Here is a 22,996-nt window from a genome sequence, read left to right as displayed (position 1 = left end):
TGCTTCAATCGACAATTTTCACATATCGATTCTATTTTCGTCTTTATATTTTAATTACTGATAGTTAATATAGAGAGAGGTCAAAATTTAATCCACCAATGTATTATAAAAGTCCTATAAACCTTTTTTTTAGTATCCCTTTTCTATAAGACTTTTAAATGCTTCCTTTAATTAAATTCAGTAAAAAAACCTTCGTGTAAAATAGGAGAATCTCTTAGCTTCATTATTGCAATACAGATTATGGGATACCCTTTTTATATTCATAGAACTAGGATTAAGGAAGGACTCTATGCCATTCACTGAGAGTGGATAGATCATAAGGTTATAGGAAAAAATGCGGTCTTTTTTGCAGGAAAACTGTCTCTTGTTGTCGAAGTAATTAACTGAGAAGGGGCAACTATAAATGGATAAAAAAACAACAAAGAAATTTATATTCTACATAGGATTGATATTGGCTATATTTCCGATATTAATAAATATTTTAATGTTTATTAATATTTTTCCGGTTTCTGGTGATGTAAATAGCTGGATTAGTTCATTAAGCACATTCTGGGGGGCTATTATAGGTGGTGTGATTTCAGGTGCTTTAACCCTTTTGGGGGTGAACCTAACTATTAGGGCATCGACTGAGGGCATAAACAAAACATTAAATGAACAAAGACAAATTAGGGAGCGGGACTTATTCTTACAAACATCAAAGGAAAGGTTATTTAATTTTTATCATCCTGTTGAAGCTTTACATTCTGAATTTATATACCAATACGGTGCTCATAAATTTACTGACTTAAATGAACAACAACAAAACGATTTTTTATCGCTTATGAACAACAACGTTATTTATGCTGATTCAGTCATGTATAATAAGTTTATAGAACTAAAATGGGCATCAAAAGAGAAAGATGAAGAGAAAGTAAATAATTATTATTCCTGGATTCCCGAGTACTCATAACGAGGTAGGCGGGATAACACCCAAGCTTTCATAAATTTCCTTTTGCTTGCTGAGAATCTCGCCAATACGCAGTTTTTTTCCGGTTGACTCAAAGCATTCAATCACATCCAGTTGATCCAGCACGCCTTGTAACGTATATTTTTTAAATAAATCCGTATCTTGCATTTGCTTTTTGATATAAGAAAGATAGATTAGCGCGATAAACTCCACAAAAAGCTTCCCGTCAAGACTCTTTTCTGATGATACCAATGTTCGGCGCATGTTCAGTCGTTCCTTTAGATTCCCAAACGCTTTCTCAACGACATCCTTATTACGATAAAGCTCCAACGCAGTGATGGCGTCCATGGTCTCATTGGTCATCAGCGCAAAGAATCCAAAATAGCGTTTGGCCTTGTTGACAGCCTCTGTGTTGACGGTAACTTTTGTCCCTCGTTTCGGTGTGGTTTTTGTCTCAAAGTACTTTTGATATAGCTTTTCATGTTCCTGCTTCCTTTTCCCTAATTCCAATTCCTGACGCAGGGCGATTAACTTGCGGTCAAACGCTTTTTCGTCCTCCGCAGCTCTGTCAATATTGTAATAAAAATGAATATACATACGCTTGGACTGTGTCAGGGTGTCTCCTTTATACGGACGGTGTTGCGTATAATCCCACGTCGTCCGAACCGTACGGGCATATAACTCGTATTTCTCACTGTAATGTTCAAACGATCGAAAATCGTCATAGATGGCATCCAGTTCTTTCCGGATGAAAACAAGCGATACTTTGACGGCGACCAAGAACTTCACGTGGTTTTTCAATAATGCGTTGATATTTTCTTTACTGTAAAAACCTCTGTCCATGACCAGCTTCACTTTGGAGAAACCGAGAACATCCAAATCGGCAAGCAGGTTCGCGACGGTTTTGGAATCCGGGATATTACCAGCCAGTTTGCGGTAATAAAACGGCAGGTTGGACGTTTCGCCGAATACCAGCGCCAGGTTTAGCTGGGGCAGTGGATCGTTTTCTTTATTCCAGCCGTATTGCACCTGTCTTAGAAGTTCAGACTGGCTGGATATGGTGGTGATATCATAGGCCCAAAATTCCTTTTCCGTTCGCCTTTTTCCCTGCAGCTGGAAGAACTGATATTTTGCATCTTCGGTGATGGATGCGAACAGATCGCTGCTTCGCTGGGACGTAATGTTTTCACCGTAAGGATGTTTATGTAAGTGACTCCATTTTTCAAAACGATAAAGGGGAGCGCTGTCCTCTAAGATTAGATAGTATGCAATGGATAGAATCTGACGGTACGTGTCGGGAAAACACGCTTTCAGGACTTCTGTAATCCCGGTGCTCGCACCGATCTCATCTAGCAGATACGTGGCACCATAAAAATAACGCGCGGTTTGTTCAGAGGGGACAGGACCTTTCTTTGTCACGGCGTACCCCTCTTTCTTTTTGCGTCCCCTTCCGTCTGTGGGAACAATTTCCCCAGTTTTACTGTCCACCCGTCCGATTAAGGTTCTCTTAGACCGGGATTGTTGCTTATCCTTGTCCCAATAGGAAACGGACTCATAGGCATAGGTGATCCCTGAACGCTTATCCTTCTGAAAGATAATAGCAGCCATTTTTATCGCCTCCTCGTTATGTATATAATAACACATAACGAGTATAAAAACAATAAAAAAAGGGCATAAAGCCCAGCGTTTTCACGTTTTTACCTGGTTCATCGTTATGTAATGGCGGGAATCCAGGATTATTATGAGATTACGGATTTAATAACTGATGAAATAAAGCTTTTGAGAGAAAAGCTAAAATTGCCAACTTTATATAATTGGAATGATTAAATACGTTTTAATGGGGGTAAATGTATGAATAACAATAAGCGGTTGTATTGTCCAAAATGTAAAAAAATTGTGAAGGGTCATGAAAATATTGTTTTAGATATCTTAAATACGATTACACATAAAGAGTGTTATCACTTGGGATTTGCTCTAAAGGATTATGGATCCTTCAAAAAAGTAGCGGAGAAGTATGATTTTTTTGATGACATAAAGAGATAAAAATTATTGGATAAAGCAAGGGTGATATAGGAATGGGTATAAAGCCCTTGGAGACCAATGTCGGGCATGCCGAGAGCTGGAAAGCTATTTAGCCAAAAAAAATGGATAGGACTAATACGAAGTCAAAAAAGGAATCGTACAACGTTGGCGTAAGAGATGGGGGTTTATATATTTGATGGGCATGTAGAAACATCCATTGGAACAGGCTCCTTTCAGAGGGGAAGATATGAATAAGAAAATTGAGGTATTAATAGGTATAACGGTGAAAAACCTGATTATTCTAGCATATAAAGAGACAAGTTATGTAGTGGTTTAGGACTCTTGAAGAATATTTATTCTCATTTTTATGGAATGGCTAGTTGTTTGGATATTAGTGCAAATCTGATACATTCCGTCATATAATTTAGTAAACTTAGTCGGATTATCCCATATATTATGATATAATTAAGAAAATTGTGTTAAATGGGAGTGTTTAATAAAATGACAGATAATCCTAACCCGAAATTTCTAAGGGTGAATCGTCTAAGATGGGAACCTAATGATGATATTAATAACATAAAAGGAATCATTGACTTTATTACAGATGACTTTGGTAATTACTATACACCTTATAAAATAAGTCATAGGGAAGGCAAGTTAACCGAAGTGACATTGGTTCATGTATTATATGATGAAGCATTTAGTACGGTTTTTATAGACGACACACAAAGAGAATACAGATATAGCCATTTAGGGGAGTTGTTATTAGATAGAATGAATGGGCATATTAAAGAGTTAGAAATAGAAGATAGGACAATTTTTACTGTTCAGAATCTTATTGAAAATGGTACAGAAGTTAGTTTCTGGGATATTACACATTATAAAACCCGTAATAAGGATAAATAATTATGATAGAAAACGTAACAGATAAACAACTTTATCATATAACAAGAAAACCTAATCCTAAAGGGTATGCTGTGGGGGATGTGTTAGAAACATCAGAAGAGGGCTATAATAAGTTTTTTGGTGATTACGATGTTCAGGATATGTCAGCACTGAGTAATCCAGCAGCAGTAACACAAGGATTAACATATTATTGGCATTTTGCAAGGGAAACAGCATTTGAAGATGTTAGGAAACAAGATTATTCTGAATATCCCTCCAGACAAAGGTGCTTATGGTTAAGTGGAAACTCCAACATAGATAATTGGATACTTGAAATGGGTTTTAATCCAAGCACTCATCAAATATTAGAGCTAAATTTAGAAGGGAATCTTTTTAAATGTGATTCAACTTTTGTTAACGGTAAGCCAAGAAGTCTAAACACTGTAAGAGAAAATGCTCGAAGGTATTGGAATCAAGAGATTGTGGATGAAAATAAAATAGAATACCTGTTTGAAGGAAAGGCGACTGTAAGAAACATAATGAAAATTACAATAAAGCCCATTTGACACTACTGGATGTAGTGTTTTTTATTTTGTATGGATATTTTAGAGGGATTCTCTTCCCCTCCAATATTCCACAATTTTCCGCCTTATGCTAGAATATTAATGAAAGTTCTAAAGTGGGGGATGAGTCCATGGATAATAGTTTGGATGAAACAATAAAGAGTTTATTAGGTATAGAAGACGGATCAACTATTGATTTGCTTATAGATAATGCAATGAGTGCTACTCCATATATCTCAGGTGCTTATAATGCGTATAAGATGCAGAGATTCAAGAAGAGATTGGATTTACACGAAAAGCAATTATCTATAATTGGAAATAAGATAAATTTATTAGAAGATAAGTCTTTTAAAGCAATGATACAACATACAATTTTCCCTTATATTTTAGATGATTTGATTGAAGAGCACCAAGAGAAGAAGGTTAATTATATTATTAATGGATTCAATTATGTAGTTGATGAAGAAATAAACGATGAGGCGTATATTATATCTTATTATGATACTCTAAGAGTTTTAAGGGTAGAGGATATAAAAAGATTGCTGGAATATGATACAGAATTTTTGATTCATATGAAGCACAACGTTGAAAATAAACGAAGAGAATTAAAGCACTCAGATGATAAACTATTTTATGAACAGGAAAGTTATCGTCAACACATTGATTATAAATTAGAATCTAAAGGGTTGATTGGATACGACAGAGAAGAGCAAAATAATGAATTGTTAAGATTCATCGAAGGAGAAATTAAAGAAAACATCTACGGAGGGTTAGAAATGGCTCAAAGTATTAGAAAGAGTGTTGTCGAAGATTCAATTAATTATCACATAACAGGGTTTGGTGGGAAGTTAATAGATGTGTTTGGATTAAAAATGAATCCTAATGATTACGAGACCTAATAAAAACACTAATATAGCGTAGTGTTTTTATTTTGGCAAAATTAAAGGGGAGGGGGGATACAATCAAACTTATGGATACTAAGCAACCCTATATAAACGGTGTAGCACATCCATTTCCATAGCCCTGTTACTATCTACGATATCGAATATATGAGGGTATTACGGACTACACAAGACACTAGGAAATGCAAGACAGTAGACAAATTAATTTAGTAGAATTGTTGGTGTAAGGGGAATATAATCTTAAAGTTGCATGTAAAAAAGCTGATGTACCAATTTTCTACATATTACGAATGGAGAAAAACAATACTAATCCCGGCAAAGAATTTAATAAGTTATATGATGAAGCGTTAGATTTAAAGGTGAAGGAATCCAGAAAGTATGTCAGAAGTAAGGTTAATGATCTGTTGAGTTCATTAATGGACGTTTACTGAAACCGGTAAGAATGAAAATGCAACAGTAAACGCTGATGCAAAATTATTGAATTATGCTGAACTTGAACCAATACAAAAAAGAGTTAATTATCAAAGGTGACGGAGATAATAAGAATACACTGCTTGAAAGATGGAAAGAGAAAAAGCAACAAGATGCGGAATAACTATAATTTTTAGGTGTCATAACTTAAAGGTTATGTGCAGTTCCTCATGAAAGTAGATAAAATGAGCAGGGTTTTCTTTACAGTGGATAAAGAGAATGAAGATGGTGAATATCACCCTTTAATGCATTTAGATGTATATTACTCAAATAGAAACACCTTTAAAATAGGTTGTAGAAGCCAAATGGAAATGGAACAGTTTATGAATCTCTTAGATTTAAATTCTGATTGTTATTATTTAAGTTAGCCAATATATGTAAGGAGTAGACTATGAGTGATAATTAACTTTGCTGTATAACACGGAGATCAGTTACTTCAAGGGAAGAGAGAAGTATAAGAGTTTATAATTACTTGAACCTAACGGAACATAATTTTTTATAATTAAGTGTAAGGGAAAAAGTAGTCTTTAAAGCCGTAACTGGAAGGCTAGCTGTTGTATTAGCTATATGGTTATTGCTGCGCAGTACAACGATACTGCGCATTCAGACAACATCTATTTGTACTAAGATTGTGAAAAAATATACTTTAAGGGTGCTTTATTGGAATAGTGTAGTTTGGGATGGTGAAGGACTTTTACGAAGTCCTTTTCTTTTTGCCCTTTTTAACTCACATAATTATATAGTAGGAACTCGTCAAAACTATCCAAGCTTGTGTTCATATTAGTCTATAAAAGTATAGGATATAAAATTACAAGAAAAGGCTTTAATAGACTTCACAAAGGAAGGTGTTTCGACTCTATACGTAAATTAGTATTTATAGTAAAATTGTTACTGTTGTTACAGATATTTTATGAAAAAGTCCAGTTATTAGTGTGAATACGAAATTTCATTAAGGTTTAGATACATAAAAGTAATTTTTACTATGATAAAGGAGAGGTGTAAAGGGTGATTAAGAATATTTTAGATGATAATGGTGAAGGTCGCTTTAACAGTAAGAGATTAGATATTTTACAAAAATATTTTCCGAACTGTTTCGAGAATGGTAAGTTTTTGATTGACAAGTTTAAGAAGGAGACATCTGATGAGCTTGATTTCTCGTTTGAGGGGTATCATATGGATTTCCTTGGCAAGAATTACGCTAAGTATATAGCTGATTCTCTTGAGACAGAGACGGTATTAGAACCAAATCAGGATAAAAACGAGAAGCCTGAGAATAAGAATTCCAAAAACATTTATATTACAGGGGATAACCTAGATGTATTAAAGCATTTAAGAAGGTCTTACACCGAGCAAATCAAGATGATTTATATTGACCCACCGTACAATACAGGTGAGGACGATTTTGTTTATAAAGATAGTTATAAATTTACTGTAGATGAATTAACAAATATTTTAGGGGTTGAGGAAGAGGAAGCTGAAAGAATTTTAAACATGACTTCTTCTAACTCATCTTCCCATAGTGCTTGGTTAACTTTTATGTATCCAAGATTATTTTTAGCACGTGAATTACTAAATGATAAAGGGGTAATATTTATCTCTATAGATGATAATGAAGGCTCGCAGTTAAAATTACTATGTGATGATATATTCGGTGAAAGTAATTTTGTAGCAAGTTTTGCTCGAGAAAAAAGAACTAATCGTGAAAACAGGAAAGTAGTATCTTCTAGGCATGATATTGTGTTGTGTTATTGTAAGCAGACTGATTATGTGGAAAAAGCAATTGGTAAACTACCAATGTCAGAAAAGGCTTTATCGAACTATAAAAATCCTGATGATGATCCTAGGGGGTTGTGGAAATCTGACCCTGCAACAGCCCAAGCAGGTCATGGGACCAAGGATCAATTTTATGTTCTGAAAGCACCAAATGGTAAAGAACATCATTTACCTAGTGGTAGATGTTGGGTATACACAGAAAAGGCTATGAGGGAAGCGATCGAAGATAATAGAATATGGTTTGGTAAAGATGGTAACGCTGTTCCTCGTCTCAAAACTTATCTAAATGCTAAAGATAGAGGGTTAACCCCAGAATCTATATGGTTTTCTGAGGATATAGCTACGAATGAGATAGCTAAAAATGGCCTTAAGGAACTTTTTGATGGCTATTCAGTTTTTGAAACACCGAAACCAGTGGATTTAGTTAGAGTCATGATACAACTTACCACAGATACTGATGACATAGTATTAGATTTCTTTTCTGGTTCAGCAACTACAGCTCATGCAGTATTAGAACAAAATGCAGTTGATAAAGGCAGAAAAAACAGGAAGTTTATACAAGTGCAGATAGGTGAACCGGTCAAAAAAGGTTCAGTAGCCGAAAAGCAAGGTTACAAAACTATTGATGAAATTGGAAGAGAGCGGATTGTTCGTGCAAGTCGAAAAATCCAAGAAGAGAAGAAAGTCGATATCGATTACGGATTCAAGCATTACTTTGCCAAGGTGCTTTCAGAAAACACGTTAGATAATTTAAAGGAGTTCGACCCGAACTTCAATCTGGCGGACTTTGAAATCAAGTTTGATAAACCTACGATTCTCACCACTTGGTTAAATCAGGATAGTCATGGCTTAACCCCAGATGTAAATGAGCTAGATTTAAAGGGGTACACAGCCTATTTAGTAAAAGATTACTTATACTTATTAGATGAGGGATTAGCATCTCAACATATTGATGCCTTATTATCTAAAATAATCGAGGATGGCGATTTTAACCCTACAAGTATAGTAGTCTACGGATATAACTTTAAAGATTTTAGTGTATTAACGCAGTTAGAAACGAATTTAAAACAGTTAAGAAATGAAGATAAGAGTATCGAAGTTTCATTAATTAAAAGGTATTAACAGACAGTTAGGAGGTGAATAGATTTGGAATTAATTTTAAAGAAAAATCTAATACATCAGGTTAAGCCTATCAAGAAGCTTTCTTCAGTATTTCAAAATGTAGATATCTCAAGACCGATAAGAAATATAGAGAATCCAATTATAGATATCAATGATGAATATTTATATCAAAACATAAGTAACCTACAAAATCCGTTGCCTTCTTCTATGAGGGGTATTTCTCGAAATGAAGATATGTTGCATCTTGATATCAAAATGGAGACAGGGACCGGGAAAACCTATGTTTACACGAGAACCATTTATGAGTTACATAAGTTATATGGTTTCAGAAAATTCATCATAGCAGTACCTTCCCTTGCTATTAAAGCAGGTGTCGAGAGGTTTATTAAGAACCAAAGTGTAGCTAAGCATTTTAGAAATAATTGTGGTTATAAGGGTGAAATTAGCCTTGAAGTGGTTGAAGGGGTAAAGCGAAAAAAGAATAAAAAGAACTACATCCCAAATAGTATCACTAACTTTGTTAATAAAACATCTAGCCATCAAAATGTGATAGAGGTTTTATTAGTAAACATGCAACATTTAAAGGATAACAAGAGTGGTGTCTTAGTCCGTAATGATTATGATTCATCGGTAGGAGGTTATAACAGGCCGATAGATGGGATTGCGGCCACTCGACCTATTATGATTATTGACGAACCGCATCGTTTTAGTCGTGAACAGACCACTTATAACTTTATTGAGAAAAGGGTTCGCCCTCAAATGATTGTGCGTTATGGAGCCACCTTCCCTGAAAAACAGGTAGGTAGGGGTAAAAATAAGATGAAGGTCAAGGACTACCAGAATCTGATTTATGATCTCAACATCCATAAGTCTTTTAAGGATAATCTTATTAAGGGCGTAGCCAAGGAGCATGTAGCAAGCCCTAATAATAAGAAGGAAGTATTCAAGATTATTAATATGGTAAAAGGTGATTATGTCCGTTTTCAGAAGACTTCTGTAAATGAGAGTGGTAAAACGGTAAAGGAAACCAAGGATCTAAAGCTCACTGATTCCTTAAATCGCCTGTCTAATAGTTTCAGGGGTATAACGATTGACGGGATCATGGCTACAAAAGTTTTATTGAGTAACGGAGAAGAAAAGTATACAGGTGATGTTTTCTATTCTGATGTTTTAGCCACATCTTATGTGAGGCAGTCAATTCAATTAGCTCTAAAGCGTCATTTTGAGTCTGAGAGAGATAACTTCAAGCGTAAGTTTAAGATTAAGACCTTAGCCTTATTTTTCATTGATGATATTTATTCATATCGAAATGATAAGAAAACGGGTAAGGAGCCTTACTTGCATATTGCATTTGAAGAAGAGTTGAAAAAACAGTTAGAACATGAGATAGCAGCTTGTAGTGCCAATGAGGAGGAGTATAAGCAGTATCTTCAGGAGACATTGCGGAATATTAAAGCCTCTCATATGGGATATTTCTCGCAAGATAATACATCAACTGAAGCCGAGGTTGAACAGCAGGTAAATACGATTTTGTTTGATAAAGAAGAGTTATTAAGTTTAACAGATGAGGATGGTAACTATAACACTAAGAGGTTTATCTTCTCAAAGTGGACTTTAAAAGAGGGGTGGGATAACCCTAACATCTTTACCATTGCCAAGCTACGTTCAAGTGGTAGTGACAATAGTAAACTACAGGAGATTGGTCGTGGTTTAAGGTTACCTGTAGATCAATCTGGAAATCGAGTTGAAAATGAGTCTTTCATGCTTAACTATATAGTCGATTTTACAGAGGAAGATTTTATCAAAAAACTAGAAAAAGAAATCTATGGAGAAACCTCTTTTGATAAAAAGGAACTTTCAAAGGAACAGGTAGAAAAGTTAGCTACGGATAAGGATATGACTCAAGAGCAAGTAGTTGTTGAGCTCTTAACTAAGGGGTATATCGACATAAATCGACAAGTTAAACAGGACAAGCTCACCGAGTTCTTAAATGAGTATCCAGAAGTCTTTAATAAGTTAGATGATGATAAGGTTACGGATCGAAATCGTGATAAAGACAGAAAAGTTAAGATCCGACAGGAGAATTATTGGAAGGTCAAAGAATTATGGGAAAAACTCAATGAAAAGTATTATTTATATTTCGACCAGGTAGAAGATGAAGTGTTAGTTAATATCATCTCTGAGGTTATCACAGATAAGTTAATTGATCGTACTGCTAGAAGTACCACTAGAGATATATTAGAAATGGTTCAGGAAGAATTTGTTTTCACTCAAGTAACCGATTCGGTGGATACTTTTTATGACACCATTCCATATGGTAAATTTTTAAAGAGGTTAGCTCAAAGTACCAATGTAGCCATTCCTCTGGTTCATAGGGGTATATCTAAGGCATCGCAGGAGAAGACCTTAGAAGACTCATTTTTCACTTTTGACACGGTTAGAAATTTAACATTTTATTTTAAGGAACGGTTATATGATGAACTATTAAAAGTGTATTCCTACAAAAAGTTATCCAATACCAGAGTTCATCCAACTCAATTAACAGAAGCTGATGGTAATCCAAGGGAGCACGTGAAGACCTCAGCATATTTAGGGACAAAGCATACTAAGGGCACCCCAATGAAAGCCTATTTATATGACACTATCCTATATGACTCCGATATAGAAGATAAGAACATCAAAGCTCAACACGACAGCATCGAGGTCTTTGGTAAGATTCCAAAACGTAGCATTCAGATTCCATTTATCGATGGCAGTACCTACAGCCCTGACTTTATGTATGTGGTTAAAGATAATGAGGGCAACCCAACCATAAAAGCTGTTATTGAAAGTAAGGGTGTTGATAGCGAGAGAACCTTAAGAGGTAGCGAGTCAGATAAAATAGAAACACCGTATCAAATCTTTGAGTTATTCAAACAACAAGGGTTTGAAGTCAAGTATTACAAGCAGACCAATAATGATAACATTCGAGATATCATTAACGACATGCTAAGTAATAACAGTGAGAATAATTAATACTGTACCAGGAGGCTGGGACAAAAGGATGATTTGAGTATAAGGGAGGCGGTGTATATATGCTGCAATTGAAATGGATAAAGCTGCAATGATTTAAAATTGTTGGGTGATAAAACGCGTTTAACCACGGTAATGTTGTTAATTGGGGGTTCACGTTTTGTCATCAACGCTTATACTAGCGATTATAATCTTTTTAGTTACACTTATTTTGGTTATTTGGCAGCCTAAAGGGCTGAATATTGGTTGGTCTGCTATTGGTGGTGCTGTTGTTGCTTTATTGGCAGGTGTAATTGGGTTCAGCGATGTTTGGGAAGTAACAGAAATTGTGTGGAATGCAACCCTGGCATTTGTCGCTATTATACTTATTTCACTAATATTAGATGAAATTGGTCTGTTTGAATGGGCAGCACTGCATATGGCCAGAATTGCAAATGGTAATGGGATAAAGATGTTTGTCTATATTAGTATTTTAGGTGCAGTTGTGGCGGCCTTTTCAAGAGGCCCTAGAAACCCAGGCAATCCTGATAAACCTGGAGATCCAGACGAACCGAGAGAACCTAAGAAAACAATAAGGATAAAATTAAGAGACGGGAAAGAACGAGAAATCCAGCATACTGTTGCTACTAGCTTTTGGACTGCTGATGGAAAACCTATTTCGGCTGAAGAGTTTTTAGAAAACTAATATGGGACGTTGCCTGACTTTTTTAAAATTAAAGACGAATTGCGTTAAATTTGGGCAAATCCTAAGACTCGTAAAGCATTATTAGAAAGTCTCGCTAATGAGGGATATGGAAAAGATGAACTATCTGTATTGCAAAGTTTAATAAATTAAAGCCTATTTCAAGAGAAGAGCGCTTAGCCAAAGCTAAGACTAGTATCTTTAAGAATTTGGACGACAAAGAAGGAGAATTTCTTGATTTTGTTCTTTCTAAGTACGTTGAAACTGGCTATGAAGAGCTTGACCAAGAAAAATTACCGCGATTACTAGAGCATAAATACCATTCAATTACAGATGCTGTAGAAGTCCTCGGTGGTGTTAGCAAGATTCAAGAAACATTTACATCTTTCCAAAAAGCTTTATATCAGCAAGAGGCATCATAAAAATGAAGCAATCGTCCTACCTGTTCCGTGTCCACTGGGGGATTGCTTCATTTATTTTACGTGAACCTGGATCTATATTCTAATATTTTAGACTTACTGTAGAAAATACATGGGTATTGTAAAAAAATTCATAATTTGAAATAATAGCTTTAAACTATTAAGGAAATTACATAAAACTTATTAAACTAAGAAGAAGGTGATTGTAAATGACTATTGATTGGACAACTGTTATAACCCATCTGCTTACCCTTATACTCGGAGCTACAGGGGGCTTTGTTCTTAAATCTATAAGGATAACTCAAAAAAGCACTAATAAAACAAAAGGAAAAAATAGTCCTATTTATAATAACGATGGTGATGTAAAAGGAAGTTTTGGTGATGGAAGATGACAGGAAGTAAAAATACTACAAAAGGTGATTATAGCCCAGTTTATAACAATGATGGCAATGTATATAACCAAAACGTTATACATAAGAGAAGTGACGTTATTAATCCATATAACCTAAAAAAGGTAATAGACTTTTTGGAGTTAGAGCTTGAAGATGACTCGGAGCCTAATCAAGGTGTTGAAGACGATGGATTAAAGAGGATAAACATTGTAGCGAAAAATACCATTAATAATTTAGAAGAAAAAGGCTGTAATGACTACAACAAAGTCATAATTGAAAGCAGTATTTTTTTTAAGGCTATTAAGGATATATTGGCTGACCCTCGTAATAAAAAGTTAAAGAAATCATACAATAATATTAAGAAGACCATCAATAGAAAAATACCTGAAATAAAAAGAGAAAAGGAATTTTTTAGCGAAGTAATAAATGATATTATTGATAGATTTTTAAACTCTAATGATATAGAGGTCTTAGAGAATGAGGAAATGGTGACTGTGGTAATACATTTTATGTATTACATATGTCACATTGGAGAAAACGGTGATGACATTGCTGAGACCGGATAAATTTACAGAGTTAAATAGAAGTTTAATCTATGTAGTTGCAATATTAATTAAGCTATTTAAAGAAAATGATTACAAGTGTAGTTATGGCAAACTGTATAATGACCTAGAAAAGCAAATTGGTGACGATGCGTTATATTTGTTTTTACCGGGAATTGATTTTTTATTTTTACTAGGTAGGATCAACTACGATATCGAATCTGACGTCTTGGAGATGAAAATATGAAATTATCAAGGTTGTATAGCGATGATTCAAGGTTTAAAGATATTGAATTTAAAAATGGATTAAATATCATCTTTGGTTATGTCCACGATAAAAATGTAAACGATCCACACAACCTTGGGAAAAGTGCTCTTGTTCAACTGATAGATTTCATGCTACTTAAGGAAGTAAAAAAGGGAAACTATTTTTATAACAAGAAAAAGATTTTTAAGGATCATACGTTTTATCTGGAATTAAAATTAAATAATGGTGATTATTTAACAATTAGAAGATCTTTTAGCAACGTTACAAGAGTAGACATAAAAATACTTGATTATTCAACAGAATTGTTGGAATGTGAAGAATGGGATTACACAAACTTAGTTCTAAATACTACGAGTGAAAATGTCGTCCCAGCAACAACAATTTTAAATGAAAAATTAAACTTTGATATATTAGGAGATTATGATTATCGTAAACTAGTAGGCTATTTTATAAGAACTCAAAATGATTATAGTGATGTTTTTCAATTAACAAAGTTCTCAAGTTCTACAGACCAAGTATGGAAACCCTTTGTATATGAATTACTAGGATTTGATAGTGATCTGCTCTTAAAAAAATATGAATTAAATAATGAAATTGAAGCCTTGAAAACTAAAATAAAAAATATGGAAGACTATTATAATGCTTCAGATATAGATAGAATCAATGGACAAATAGATATTCTGACTAGGGAAAAAGAAATATTGGAACAGGATCTCGACTCATTTAACTTCTATTTAAATGAAAAACAAATTAGCAAGGAATTAATTAAAGAGATTGAAAGTAAGTCGATTTCCTTACAAAATAAAGCCTATAATTTAAGGTCTGACATCGATCTTATTGAAAACTCATTAGCGACGAAAGAGTTTCTTGACTTTGACTACATAAAAGAGCTTTTTGAAGAAGTCGAAATTTATTTTAGTGATCAACTTCAAAAATCATATGAAGATTTAATTAGTTTTAATAAGTCTTTACTTGAAGATAGAAGGTTTCACTTATCAAAGCTGCTTATTGATAAAAAAGCAGAGCTTAAGGTAGTTGATGAAAAGCTAAAAGACTTAGGAAAACAACGATCAGGTATTTTAAATGTATTGCAAGATACTGATGTTATTAATAAGTACAAAAATTTGCGGGCTAATTTAATTGAAAAAGAAAAGAACATCCAAAGTCTCGAGACACAAAAAGATATAATTTTACAAACAAGAACAGATATAAAAGAATTAAATGAAAAGAAGAAGGAACTAGAAAAAATTAATGAAACAATAGACTCGAAAATAGAATATGGAAATAAAGTTTTAAATGATATTAGGTATCTATTTAAGACCTACTTTGAAGCTATAACAAGTAAGAACGGAATAATTGATATTTCAACTAATACCACATCGAATGTTGAGTTTAATGCTGGTATCATTACAGATAGTGGTGCCTTGACACATGAAGATGAAGGTTTTTCATATAGAAAAATGCTGTGTATGTGTTTTGATTTAGCTATTTTAAGCTATTATTCTAATAAAAGTTTCTTTAAATTTCTGTATCATGATGGACCTTTTGAAGCATTGCATGAGAACCGTAAAGGATCCTATCTCGAATTCATTGAAGAATTTTGCAATGAAAATGATGTGCAATATATCATCAGTTTAATAGATTCAGACGTCTCCAAAGATAAGTTAAATAGCAAAGATATTGTATGTGAACTTGAACAAACTGAAGATGGTTCAGGTGCTTTATTTGGCTTCAAGTATTAAATAATATTAGACTTGAAAATCACCCTTGCCCTTTTAACAGCTTAGGGTGATTTTTCTTGTTTGATAATATTTTGATAACAGATCTGTTATCACTAATGCTCCATCATAACATAATTATCATTATGTGAATAAGAATGGTGTTTTTTCTGGATTGTTAAACAACAAACCAAACCTGTGCCAAAAATAGCATAGCTTTTCGATGTTCGTTCCGTGAATAAAAGCTGACCCTATATGAAATTTATGCTAACAAAATGCTAACATTTTGCTAACGCAATGAAGTAAAAAACATTACTTTATGTTAAAGATGTTACAGTATTAAAATGGAAGAATACTGATATGCCACATTTTATTGACACCTTATAAAAGATGTTACACCATAAAACATTATGGGCGGCATGATGTAATATAGGTCTCTACTCCTTATTACATCTACGTTCATAACCATTTCAAATAATTTTAGTGTCTGAAATAGTGACCGATATTAGTTTCTGAGTTCTTAGAGAGGTTTCCATTAGGTTATTGAACTTTTTGGAAGCCTCTTTTGTTCTGTTAACCGGAATAGCATTCATTTAGAGGCATGCTATTTATTTGAGCGAAGTCTTTTTAGACCATCACATATGCAGAAGACAGCAAGGATGCTGATTTAGAAATAACAATAAATCACCATAATTCCCCCAAGCCAAAATATGAACGTTATGTGACAATACACCGGATTATTTGATACACTATTAAGTAAGAAACCGTTTACACTTATAACGGGAGATGATATTGATGGGTATTACGTTAATGTTTTTAATTCTGGCAAGCGTTACACCAATCATTTTCTTTTATTTGAATAAGAAAACCCTTGCTGCAGTGCAGACAGTTCTGTTGTCAGGAATGTGGTTATACTTTTTCCAGGTCATGTTCGGTACTGTCCCGGCTGTATTTTCCATAACATGGGTGATGTTTTACCTGAGCTTGTTCGTATCTGCAATCAGCTGGGTCATGTTCATCATCGACATGGTTAACCATTCAGAAGAATATAAAAAGCTTGCGAAAAAAGAAGTGCGCGGGTATTAAAAACCTCTTTTCCAATAAGAAAAGAGGTTTTTGCTCATCTAATTCAAATCCTAAAACCCAAACGACATCACAAACAGTGAGCCCGCAACAAGGATTGCTGCTATAACAGCGCCATGGAACATCATATTCCACGGAGTATTACCGATTCCGCTTTCTGTCAGATGCATGAACAGAAACAGTTGAATTGCTGCTTGGATGATTGCCAGTGCAAAAATGGAAATTAAAATCCATGTTACTGATAAATTGGATCCGAGTGCGGCCCAAGCTGCCGCAAATGTCAGGGCAACGGAGGTCACATAGCCAATAATATGTTTAATCGGAAGTTTTCTGGTCATATTAAACCACCATCCCAATCAGGTAGACACCTGTAAAAATAAATATCCAGATGACGTCCAGAAAGTGCCAGTAGAGCCCGATGATGAATACTTTCCTGCTTGTAATGGAAGTTATTCCACGTTGGACCGCTTGAATCACTAGGAGGGTCAGCCAGCCAATCCCGAACGTGACATGCACACCGTGTGTTCCCGCAAGCACAAAGAAGGACGACCAGTATGCGCTGGATTTTAGTGAAGCGCCATGGCTGACATAATGGTGAAATTCGTAAATTTCCAATCCCAGAAAGCTTAACCCAAGAACTAAGGTGATGATCAGCCAGGTCAAAAAGCTTTTCTTGGCACCGCGCCGCATTTCATGGACCGCCACCCCGCATGTAAAGCTGCTTGTCAAAAGAATGATCGTCATGATAAGCGTGGTTTCCGGGGTGAATAATTCCCCGGGGAGCGGTGCATTCGCTGTACGGCCGAACAGTACAGCATACGTTGCGAATAATGTCCCGAACAGCGAAAGCTCTGCAGCCAGAAAGATCCAGAATCCGACAATATTCTTTTGCCCTTCTTCTGTCTGGTATTCAAGAGGTGTCGTGCTTACTTCTTGTTCACTCATGGTTCAACCCCCTTGCTGTGCGTTCTGTGTGCTTAATATCTTCCTCATCAACATGATAACCTTCATCATAATCAAATGAACGCATGATCATGATTACAAGTGCGCCAATCAGTCCTGCAACCGCGAGCCAGATCCATTCGAATACAAGTGCAAAACTGGCAAATGCCATAACTGCAGCCATGATAAACGGCTGGCCAGATTTGTTTGGCATATGAATCGGCTCCACTTTCGATTCGTCAAAGACAGTCTGCCCTTTTTGTTTGATGCGCCAATAAGCATCATATGTTTCAACATGTGGTACGACGGCGAAATTGTAAGACGGAACCGGAGTCGGCGTCGACCATTCCAGTGTCCGGCCATCCCAGGCATCACCGGTTTGTTCACGTTCGCTGTACCGGTAACTGTAATAAATGTTGTAAACAAAGACAGCAAAACCGATTCCCATGGCAAATGCGCCTACAGTTGAAATCGGGTTTAATGGCATCCATTCCGGAACAATATGGAAAACCCGCCTTGGCATCCCATCGAGGCCCAGGAAATATTGCGGGAGAAAGCAGATGTGAAAACCAATGACGAAAAGCCAAAAGCTCCATTTTCCAATCCGTTCATTGAGTTTGTGCCCGAATATTTTCGGATACCAGAATACAAGTCCGGCGAAAGAACCAAACACGGTACCTGCAATCAGAACGTAATGGAAGTGGGCAATCAGAAAATATGAATTATGGAACTGGTAATCTGCAGCGGCCATACCAAGCATTACTCCTGTTATCCCGCCGATTGTAAAGCTGGGGATGAACGCGAGTGCCCACATCATTGCCACATTCGTCTGTATTTTGGATTTATACAGCGTTGCCAGCCAGTTGAATATCTTCACCCCCGTTGGTACAGCAATCGCCATTGTTGTAACCGAAAAAACAGAATTGACGAATGCCCCTGCACCCATCGTAAAGAAGTGGTGAACCCAGACAAGGAAACTTAGTCCGGCGATTAGGATGAGTGACCATACCATGACGGTGTAGCCAAATAGTTGTTTTTTTGCAAATACGGCAATGACTTCTGAAAAAATGCCGAATGCCGGAAGGATGACGATATAAACTTCCGGGTGGCCCCACATCCAGAATAGGTTAGCCCACATCATCGGCAGACCTTCACCGGTTACAGTAAAGAAATGCGATCCAAAAATCCTGTCAATCGTCAGCAGTGCCAATGCGATTGTCAGAATAGGGAATGCAAACACTATAATGAACGACGTGATTAATGTGGACCAGGTGAAAATCGGCATTTTAAAGAATGTCATACCCGGAGCACGCATCTTCACAATCGTCGTTATTAGGTTAATGCCAGTCGCCAATGTCCCGATACCTGACAATTGCAGGGCGAGCAGGTAAAAATTCTGACCAGGACCTGGACTCATGACATCCCCGGAAAGCGGCGTATAACTGGTCCAGCCGGCATCCGGGGCACCACCGATGACGAATGAAATGTTAAATAGCATTGCCCCGAAGAAAAATGACCAAAAACTTAAGGCATTCAGATATGGGAATGCAAAATCCCGAGCGCCGATCTGAAGCGGTACGATAATGTTCATCAGACCAATTAGAAACGGCATTGCCATAAAGAAAATCATAATTGTCCCGTGTGTTGTAAAAATTTCATTATAATGCTGTGCGCCTAAAAAATTCATCTCCGGAAATGCTAGTTGTGTCCGCATCATCAGTGCATCCGTACCAGCCCGGAACAGCATAGCAAGTGCACTCAGAATGTACATGATGCCGATTTTTTTATGGTCAACGGTTGTCAGCCACTCACGCCAGATCCATTTCCATTTTTTGAAGTAGGTTAGGAGAAAGATGGTGGCGCCTGTCACGAGAGCAATTGCCACCATGCCGGCATAAATAAGCGGCTCCCCCGTAACTAACAGCTGTTCAAGTTTCATGATTGTTCACCTTCTTTATTAGATGGTCCATGTTCATGGTTGGCATCATTCTTAAGATGCAATTCTTTACTGAAGTCCTCCCGGTGACGCTTGACGGAATAGTCAGCACCTTTCATTGTTCCATGATGTACCCATTGAAGGTGGGTTGATGAAAAGGCTATCGTTTTTGTCAATCCCGGTTTCAGCAGTGAATTATATTTATCCTGGGTTAATTCAGGTGCTGAAGTCTGTGTTTCGTTTACCCAATTACGAAAATCACTGCTCGTTTCTGCATGGACCTTAAAAATCTGCTCAGCAAAACCTTCTCCATTAAAGTTGGAGTTGCGGCCCTGGTAAACACCGGCTTCATCAGCCTCCAGGTAGAGCGTGGTCTGCATGCCGGCCATGTTGTACTTTTGGCCGCCTAAAGCAGGGATCCACATGGCAGTCATGGAATCAGCAGAAGACAAACGGAATTCGATGGCACGGTCTGTCGGGATGTGCAAATAATTAACCGTTTCAATTCCCTGCTCCGGGTAACTGAAAAACCACTTCCAGTCTGCCGTAATTGCATAGATGACAAGCGGGTCCTGTTCGTTTGAAGTCGGATTTTCCAGGTCAAACAAAGTGGATATCGTCGGTATTGACAGTGCGGTAACAATCAGAATCGGAATGATAATCCAGATGGTTTCAATCAATTTATTACCGGTAAGATCTGGTCTGTATGCAGCCTTCCGGTTTGGCTTATCACGATATTTGATGACCATAATGGTGAAAAGGGTAAATACAACAACCACAATCCCCAGCATGTAAATCAGTGCATACAGAATCAGGTCTTTCTGGCTTTCGGCAACCGGCCCTTTCGGATTCAAGACTGTTAATTCACTGCATCCGCTGAGCAGCAGAAGAAGGACAACAAGTATCAATACAAGATACCTTCGTATATATTTCATAAACTGACACTCCTGCGTTTGAACATTAATAATCAGGTTCGTAGTGACGGTTTCCCGATTTATGGGATTATCAATCATATGTGATCAATTGGGCATGAAATTGTGATATTTTAAAAACTTGTTTTAACAGTCAGTTTTAGTGAAATAAATATAATATAAAGGAGGGCTCACAATGGCTACTAACTTTTACGAAAAAAGTCATGCAGAACATTTAAATAAACTTAAAGAACTCGCTCCGGATCAGGCCCAGGCTTTTTCGGACTTTGGAGCAAGTGCTTTAAGTGAAGGCGCCTTGGCCAAAAAGGATAAGGAAATCATTGCGGTTGCGGTTGCACATGTCACGCAATGCCCGTACTGCATAGATAAACATACCAAAAACGCAAAGAAAGAAGGGGCTGCCCTTGAAGAACTTGTGGAGGCTGTCATGGTAACGTCCGCAGTTGAAGCGGGTGGTGCTGTAACACACAGTACCAATATGCATAATGCACTTTCAGATGACGCAGATGACACACTGTATCAGCGCTCCAATCTGAAAAATCTCAATCAATTGGGAAAGAACGCAAAAGATGCATTCCAGGGCTATTCTGGTTTCAATTCAGCAGCTATGAAAGAAGGGAAGTTAAGTAAGAAGTTTAAGGAAATCGTGGCGGTTGCTGTCGGTCATGCAACACTTTGTCCTTATTGCATCGATGTCCATACGAAGAATGCCGAGAAACAGGGGGCAACAAGAGAAGAACTGAGTGAAGCGGTATTGGTTGCTGCTGCATTGCTTGCCGGAGGGTCGTATGCGCATATGGCTAATATGATTGAGAGTTATGGAGAAGCATAAACGTGATTCCTTTTTGGAGAAGAATTTTAATAACTAGAGGTCTTACGATTTTTTAGTAAGACCTCTCTTTAGCCTTGCTTTTATTTTAAAAACCGAGTCATCATTTCATTGAATTTATCACCATGCTCCCAGAACATCATATGACCACCAAGAACTTCAATTTTCGATTCAGGCGAAGTATTTTTCGTAAAAGCTGTGGCCGTTTCAGCCCAATGTTCGGCAAATACTGTTAAAACAGGAACGGAATTGCTTAGAGATTTCGCCTCATTACGATAATCAGAAAACATGCCCGCTGCGAAAAGGTTTGCCGCAATATAGTATGGCGTTTTTAAAGATTCTTCAACAAGCCAATTCAGTTCTTTCTGTTCCAATTCCCGTTGTACCATTACTTGCGTAGCATAGGCGGTAATGAATTCCCTCTGTCCTTGTGGGGTCCGCAAGCTTGAAGTGTAAATTCCAGAGATGTCATCCAGTGTTCCTTCAACCCAATCATCCTCATGAACAGATAATGATTTTGGCGGCATATCGACTAAAACTGCTGATTTAATATTCTCTTCCCCATACTGTTTAAAATACTCCCAGACCGTAAAGCAGCCAAAAGACCATCCAACAAGTGTTGCATTTTTTACATCTAACTGCTTTAATACCTTAGCCAAATCTGTGCCGTGTGTAACATAATCGTTGCCATGTACGGAAATGGTGGATCTCCCATGACTTCTAGGGTCAATGACAATTACACGATTTGTTTTCGCAAAATAATCAACTTGCTTAGAAAATACCTCTGTTGTGAATGTAAAACCCGGAATAAACACAATTGGATCACCTTGACCGACATCTTGCACAAACAGCTCTACTCCAGGATCAACTTCAACATACTTTCCGCTTAACACGGACATACCCTTCATCTCCTTATAGTAATTAGTTATATACTAGTTTAGTATATCTCTGAAAAGTCTACAAAATAACTTGATTCTGATGAACCTAATATTATGGCCGATTTGTTCTGAATTTCACCTTAAGAAAAGGCTGTTTTCTCAATAAATTGGGTCTGCGGTAATTGTCCAACAGCTAACTATGGCACTAGAAACGTGCGAGCATCGCCCATAAACGTGCGAGGGGGTGCTCCAAACGTGCGAGCAAAGCCATAAAACGTGCGGGGCAGTGCGCAAATCCCGAATCAACCTGCATCCGAAAAAAAGTAGCCGGATTGCTGGTCAGATTTCATGCGAAAACAGTCAAGTTTAAAGCAACGAATACTGTGAAAAACTGATACAAAAGCAAATTATTAAGAAGGCTTTCTTGCATTACCATTATTCATGGCATATAATAGAAGAAGAAAGCATATTACTAAAAAGAACCCCGACAGTAGGATGCCGGAGTTCTTCTGAGCAGCGCCGCAAGAAGTTGCGGTGGATCGGAGAGTAATCCCCTACCGACCAATTATACAGGAGGGGATTACTTTTTTATTATCAAAACAATAAGCGTCATGACAGCAATGAGTAATGACCCAAAGCTAATCATGAGCACGATGCCTTGATATAAAGTAATCATCTG

At 36.7% G+C, this 22,996-nt stretch carries 22 protein-coding genes and 1 pseudogene; 16 read left to right on the top strand and 7 right to left on the bottom strand.

Features of this window, described 5'->3' with window-relative positions:
- Positions 1-403 precede the first annotated feature (403 nt).
- Positions 404-949: a hypothetical protein gene (locus G6R02_RS16015; RefSeq protein ID WP_164670229.1), complete on the top strand. Its 546-nt coding sequence runs from the start codon at positions 404-406 to the stop codon at positions 947-949.
- Here the strand turns inward: G6R02_RS16015 and G6R02_RS16010 are convergent.
- Complete coding sequence (locus tag G6R02_RS16010) at positions 944-2,554, bottom strand: IS1634 family transposase (protein WP_164670228.1); 1,611 nt, start codon at positions 2,552-2,554, stop codon at positions 944-946. The genes G6R02_RS16015 and G6R02_RS16010 overlap by 6 nt on opposite strands.
- A gap of 243 nt (positions 2,555-2,797) precedes the next feature.
- Here G6R02_RS16010 and G6R02_RS16005 point away from each other — a divergent pair, with 243 nt between their 5' ends.
- From G6R02_RS16005 to G6R02_RS15945, 14 genes and pseudogenes are all read left to right on the top strand, one after another.
- Positions 2,798-2,989: a hypothetical protein gene (locus G6R02_RS16005; RefSeq protein ID WP_164670227.1), complete on the top strand. Its 192-nt coding sequence runs from the start codon at positions 2,798-2,800 to the stop codon at positions 2,987-2,989.
- 480 nt (positions 2,990-3,469) lie between these two features.
- Positions 3,470-3,874, top strand: a complete 405-nt coding sequence (locus G6R02_RS16000) for a hypothetical protein (RefSeq protein ID WP_164670226.1) — start codon at positions 3,470-3,472, stop codon at positions 3,872-3,874.
- Positions 3,875-3,876: 2 nt separating this feature from the next.
- Positions 3,877-4,419 carry a DUF2441 domain-containing protein gene (locus G6R02_RS15995; RefSeq protein ID WP_164670225.1) on the top strand — a complete coding sequence of 181 codons (543 nt, stop codon included), beginning with the start codon at positions 3,877-3,879 and terminating at the stop codon, positions 4,417-4,419.
- 128 nt (positions 4,420-4,547) lie between these two features.
- Entirely contained in the window at positions 4,548-5,315 is a 768-nt protein-coding gene (locus G6R02_RS15990) for a hypothetical protein (protein WP_164670224.1), read from the top strand.
- Positions 5,316-5,959: 644 nt separating this feature from the next.
- On the top strand, positions 5,960-6,157 hold the full coding sequence (locus G6R02_RS20475) for an STM2766 family helicase-associated protein (protein ID WP_484606974.1): 198 nt from the start codon (positions 5,960-5,962) through the stop codon (positions 6,155-6,157).
- 637 nt (positions 6,158-6,794) lie between these two features.
- On the top strand, positions 6,795-8,684 hold the full coding sequence (locus G6R02_RS15985) for a site-specific DNA-methyltransferase (protein WP_164670223.1): 1,890 nt from the start codon (positions 6,795-6,797) through the stop codon (positions 8,682-8,684).
- 24 nt (positions 8,685-8,708) lie between these two features.
- The gene (locus G6R02_RS15980; protein ID WP_164670222.1) at positions 8,709-11,699 is read left to right on the top strand and encodes a type III restriction-modification system endonuclease; all 2,991 of its coding nucleotides are present in this window, start codon (positions 8,709-8,711) and stop codon (positions 11,697-11,699) included.
- A 157-nt stretch (positions 11,700-11,856) separates the two neighbouring features.
- Positions 11,857-12,192: pseudogene (locus tag G6R02_RS15975) on the top strand (ArsB/NhaD family transporter); the annotation flags it as partial.
- Between the two features lie 311 nt (positions 12,193-12,503).
- Positions 12,504-12,800 (top strand): type I restriction-modification enzyme R subunit C-terminal domain-containing protein, encoded by a 297-nt coding sequence (locus tag G6R02_RS15970; protein WP_164670450.1) that lies wholly within the window; start codon positions 12,504-12,506, stop codon positions 12,798-12,800.
- Positions 12,801-13,006: 206 nt separating this feature from the next.
- On the top strand, positions 13,007-13,189 hold the full coding sequence (locus G6R02_RS15965) for a hypothetical protein (protein ID WP_164670221.1): 183 nt from the start codon (positions 13,007-13,009) through the stop codon (positions 13,187-13,189).
- Positions 13,186-13,755, top strand: a complete 570-nt coding sequence (locus G6R02_RS15960; protein ID WP_164670220.1) for an ABC-three component system protein — start codon at positions 13,186-13,188, stop codon at positions 13,753-13,755. Before G6R02_RS15965 ends, G6R02_RS15960 begins: the two co-directional genes overlap by 4 nt.
- Positions 13,733-13,978 (top strand): ABC-three component system middle component 6, encoded by a 246-nt coding sequence (locus G6R02_RS15955; protein WP_164670219.1) that lies wholly within the window; start codon positions 13,733-13,735, stop codon positions 13,976-13,978. The genes G6R02_RS15960 and G6R02_RS15955 overlap by 23 nt, the downstream gene beginning before the upstream one ends.
- Positions 13,975-15,741: a DUF2326 domain-containing protein gene (locus G6R02_RS15950; protein ID WP_164670218.1), complete on the top strand. Its 1,767-nt coding sequence runs from the start codon at positions 13,975-13,977 to the stop codon at positions 15,739-15,741. The genes G6R02_RS15955 and G6R02_RS15950 overlap by 4 nt, the downstream gene beginning before the upstream one ends.
- 771 nt (positions 15,742-16,512) lie before the next feature.
- Complete coding sequence (locus tag G6R02_RS15945; RefSeq protein WP_164670217.1) at positions 16,513-16,803, top strand: hypothetical protein; 291 nt, start codon at positions 16,513-16,515, stop codon at positions 16,801-16,803.
- 50 nt (positions 16,804-16,853) lie between these two features.
- Here G6R02_RS15945 and G6R02_RS15940 read toward each other — a convergent pair whose 3' ends face one another.
- From G6R02_RS15940 to qoxA, 4 genes are read right to left on the bottom strand one after another with little or no spacing between them, the layout of a single operon-like run.
- On the bottom strand, positions 16,854-17,138 hold the full coding sequence (locus tag G6R02_RS15940; RefSeq protein ID WP_164670216.1) for a cytochrome C oxidase subunit IV family protein: 285 nt from the start codon (positions 17,136-17,138) through the stop codon (positions 16,854-16,856).
- 1 nt (position 17,139) lies between these two features.
- Positions 17,140-17,745, bottom strand: a complete 606-nt coding sequence (gene qoxC, locus G6R02_RS15935) for a cytochrome aa3 quinol oxidase subunit III (protein ID WP_164670215.1) — start codon at positions 17,743-17,745, stop codon at positions 17,140-17,142.
- On the bottom strand, positions 17,738-19,681 hold the full coding sequence (gene qoxB, locus G6R02_RS15930) for a cytochrome aa3 quinol oxidase subunit I (protein WP_164670214.1): 1,944 nt from the start codon (positions 19,679-19,681) through the stop codon (positions 17,738-17,740). The genes qoxC and qoxB overlap by 8 nt, the downstream gene beginning before the upstream one ends.
- Positions 19,678-20,613 (bottom strand): cytochrome aa3 quinol oxidase subunit II, encoded by a 936-nt coding sequence (gene qoxA / locus G6R02_RS15925; protein WP_164670213.1) that lies wholly within the window; start codon positions 20,611-20,613, stop codon positions 19,678-19,680. The genes qoxB and qoxA overlap by 4 nt, the downstream gene beginning before the upstream one ends.
- A 172-nt stretch (positions 20,614-20,785) precedes the next feature.
- Between qoxA and G6R02_RS15920 the strand changes: the two genes are divergently transcribed.
- Positions 20,786-21,442 carry a carboxymuconolactone decarboxylase family protein gene (locus tag G6R02_RS15920; RefSeq protein ID WP_164670212.1) on the top strand — a complete coding sequence of 219 codons (657 nt, stop codon included), beginning with the start codon at positions 20,786-20,788 and terminating at the stop codon, positions 21,440-21,442.
- 80 nt (positions 21,443-21,522) lie between these two features.
- On the opposite strand, the gene G6R02_RS15915 is transcribed toward G6R02_RS15920, so the two are convergent.
- Both G6R02_RS15915 and G6R02_RS20435 read right to left on the bottom strand, forming a co-directional pair.
- A complete protein-coding gene (locus tag G6R02_RS15915; protein ID WP_164670211.1) occupies positions 21,523-22,338 on the bottom strand; it encodes an alpha/beta fold hydrolase in 816 nt (271 codons plus the stop codon).
- A gap of 559 nt (positions 22,339-22,897) precedes the next feature.
- Positions 22,898-22,993: a putative holin-like toxin gene (locus G6R02_RS20435; protein WP_425509050.1), complete on the bottom strand. Its 96-nt coding sequence runs from the start codon at positions 22,991-22,993 to the stop codon at positions 22,898-22,900.
- Positions 22,994-22,996: the final 3 nt, after the last annotated feature.

It is taken from the genome of Virgibacillus doumboii (genome assembly GCF_902806455.1).
GTDB lineage: Bacteria > Bacillota > Bacilli > Bacillales > Amphibacillaceae > Lentibacillus > Lentibacillus doumboii.
The sequence above is the reverse complement of the archived record's forward strand: the minus strand, read 5'-3'. Positions and strand labels throughout refer to the sequence as shown.

Coding starts and splice junctions, on each gene's coding strand:
- G6R02_RS15915 (WP_164670211.1), bottom strand. CDS start 22,338: ATGTCCGTGTTAAGCGGAAAGTATGTTGAAGTTGATCCTGGAGTAGAG.
- G6R02_RS15955 (WP_164670219.1), top strand. CDS start 13,733: ATGACATTGCTGAGACCGGATAAATTTACAGAGTTAAATAGAAGTTTA.
- qoxA (WP_164670213.1), bottom strand. CDS start 20,613: ATGAAATATATACGAAGGTATCTTGTATTGATACTTGTTGTCCTTCTT.
- qoxC (WP_164670215.1), bottom strand. CDS start 17,745: ATGAGTGAACAAGAAGTAAGCACGACACCTCTTGAATACCAGACAGAA.
- G6R02_RS15965 (WP_164670221.1), top strand. CDS start 13,007: ATGACTATTGATTGGACAACTGTTATAACCCATCTGCTTACCCTTATA.
- G6R02_RS15940 (WP_164670216.1), bottom strand. CDS start 17,138: ATGACCAGAAAACTTCCGATTAAACATATTATTGGCTATGTGACCTCC.
- G6R02_RS15960 (WP_164670220.1), top strand. CDS start 13,186: ATGACAGGAAGTAAAAATACTACAAAAGGTGATTATAGCCCAGTTTAT.
- G6R02_RS20475 (WP_484606974.1), top strand. CDS start 5,960: ATGAAAGTAGATAAAATGAGCAGGGTTTTCTTTACAGTGGATAAAGAG.
- G6R02_RS15945 (WP_164670217.1), top strand. CDS start 16,513: ATGGGTATTACGTTAATGTTTTTAATTCTGGCAAGCGTTACACCAATC.
- G6R02_RS15950 (WP_164670218.1), top strand. CDS start 13,975: ATGAAATTATCAAGGTTGTATAGCGATGATTCAAGGTTTAAAGATATT.
- G6R02_RS15995 (WP_164670225.1), top strand. CDS start 3,877: ATGATAGAAAACGTAACAGATAAACAACTTTATCATATAACAAGAAAA.
- G6R02_RS20435 (WP_425509050.1), bottom strand. CDS start 22,993: ATGATTACTTTATATCAAGGCATCGTGCTCATGATTAGCTTTGGGTCA.
- G6R02_RS16015 (WP_164670229.1), top strand. CDS start 404: ATGGATAAAAAAACAACAAAGAAATTTATATTCTACATAGGATTGATA.
- G6R02_RS15990 (WP_164670224.1), top strand. CDS start 4,548: ATGGATAATAGTTTGGATGAAACAATAAAGAGTTTATTAGGTATAGAA.
- qoxB (WP_164670214.1), bottom strand. CDS start 19,681: ATGAAACTTGAACAGCTGTTAGTTACGGGGGAGCCGCTTATTTATGCC.
- G6R02_RS16010 (WP_164670228.1), bottom strand. CDS start 2,554: ATGGCTGCTATTATCTTTCAGAAGGATAAGCGTTCAGGGATCACCTAT.
- G6R02_RS16005 (WP_164670227.1), top strand. CDS start 2,798: ATGAATAACAATAAGCGGTTGTATTGTCCAAAATGTAAAAAAATTGTG.
- G6R02_RS15920 (WP_164670212.1), top strand. CDS start 20,786: ATGGCTACTAACTTTTACGAAAAAAGTCATGCAGAACATTTAAATAAA.
- G6R02_RS16000 (WP_164670226.1), top strand. CDS start 3,470: ATGACAGATAATCCTAACCCGAAATTTCTAAGGGTGAATCGTCTAAGA.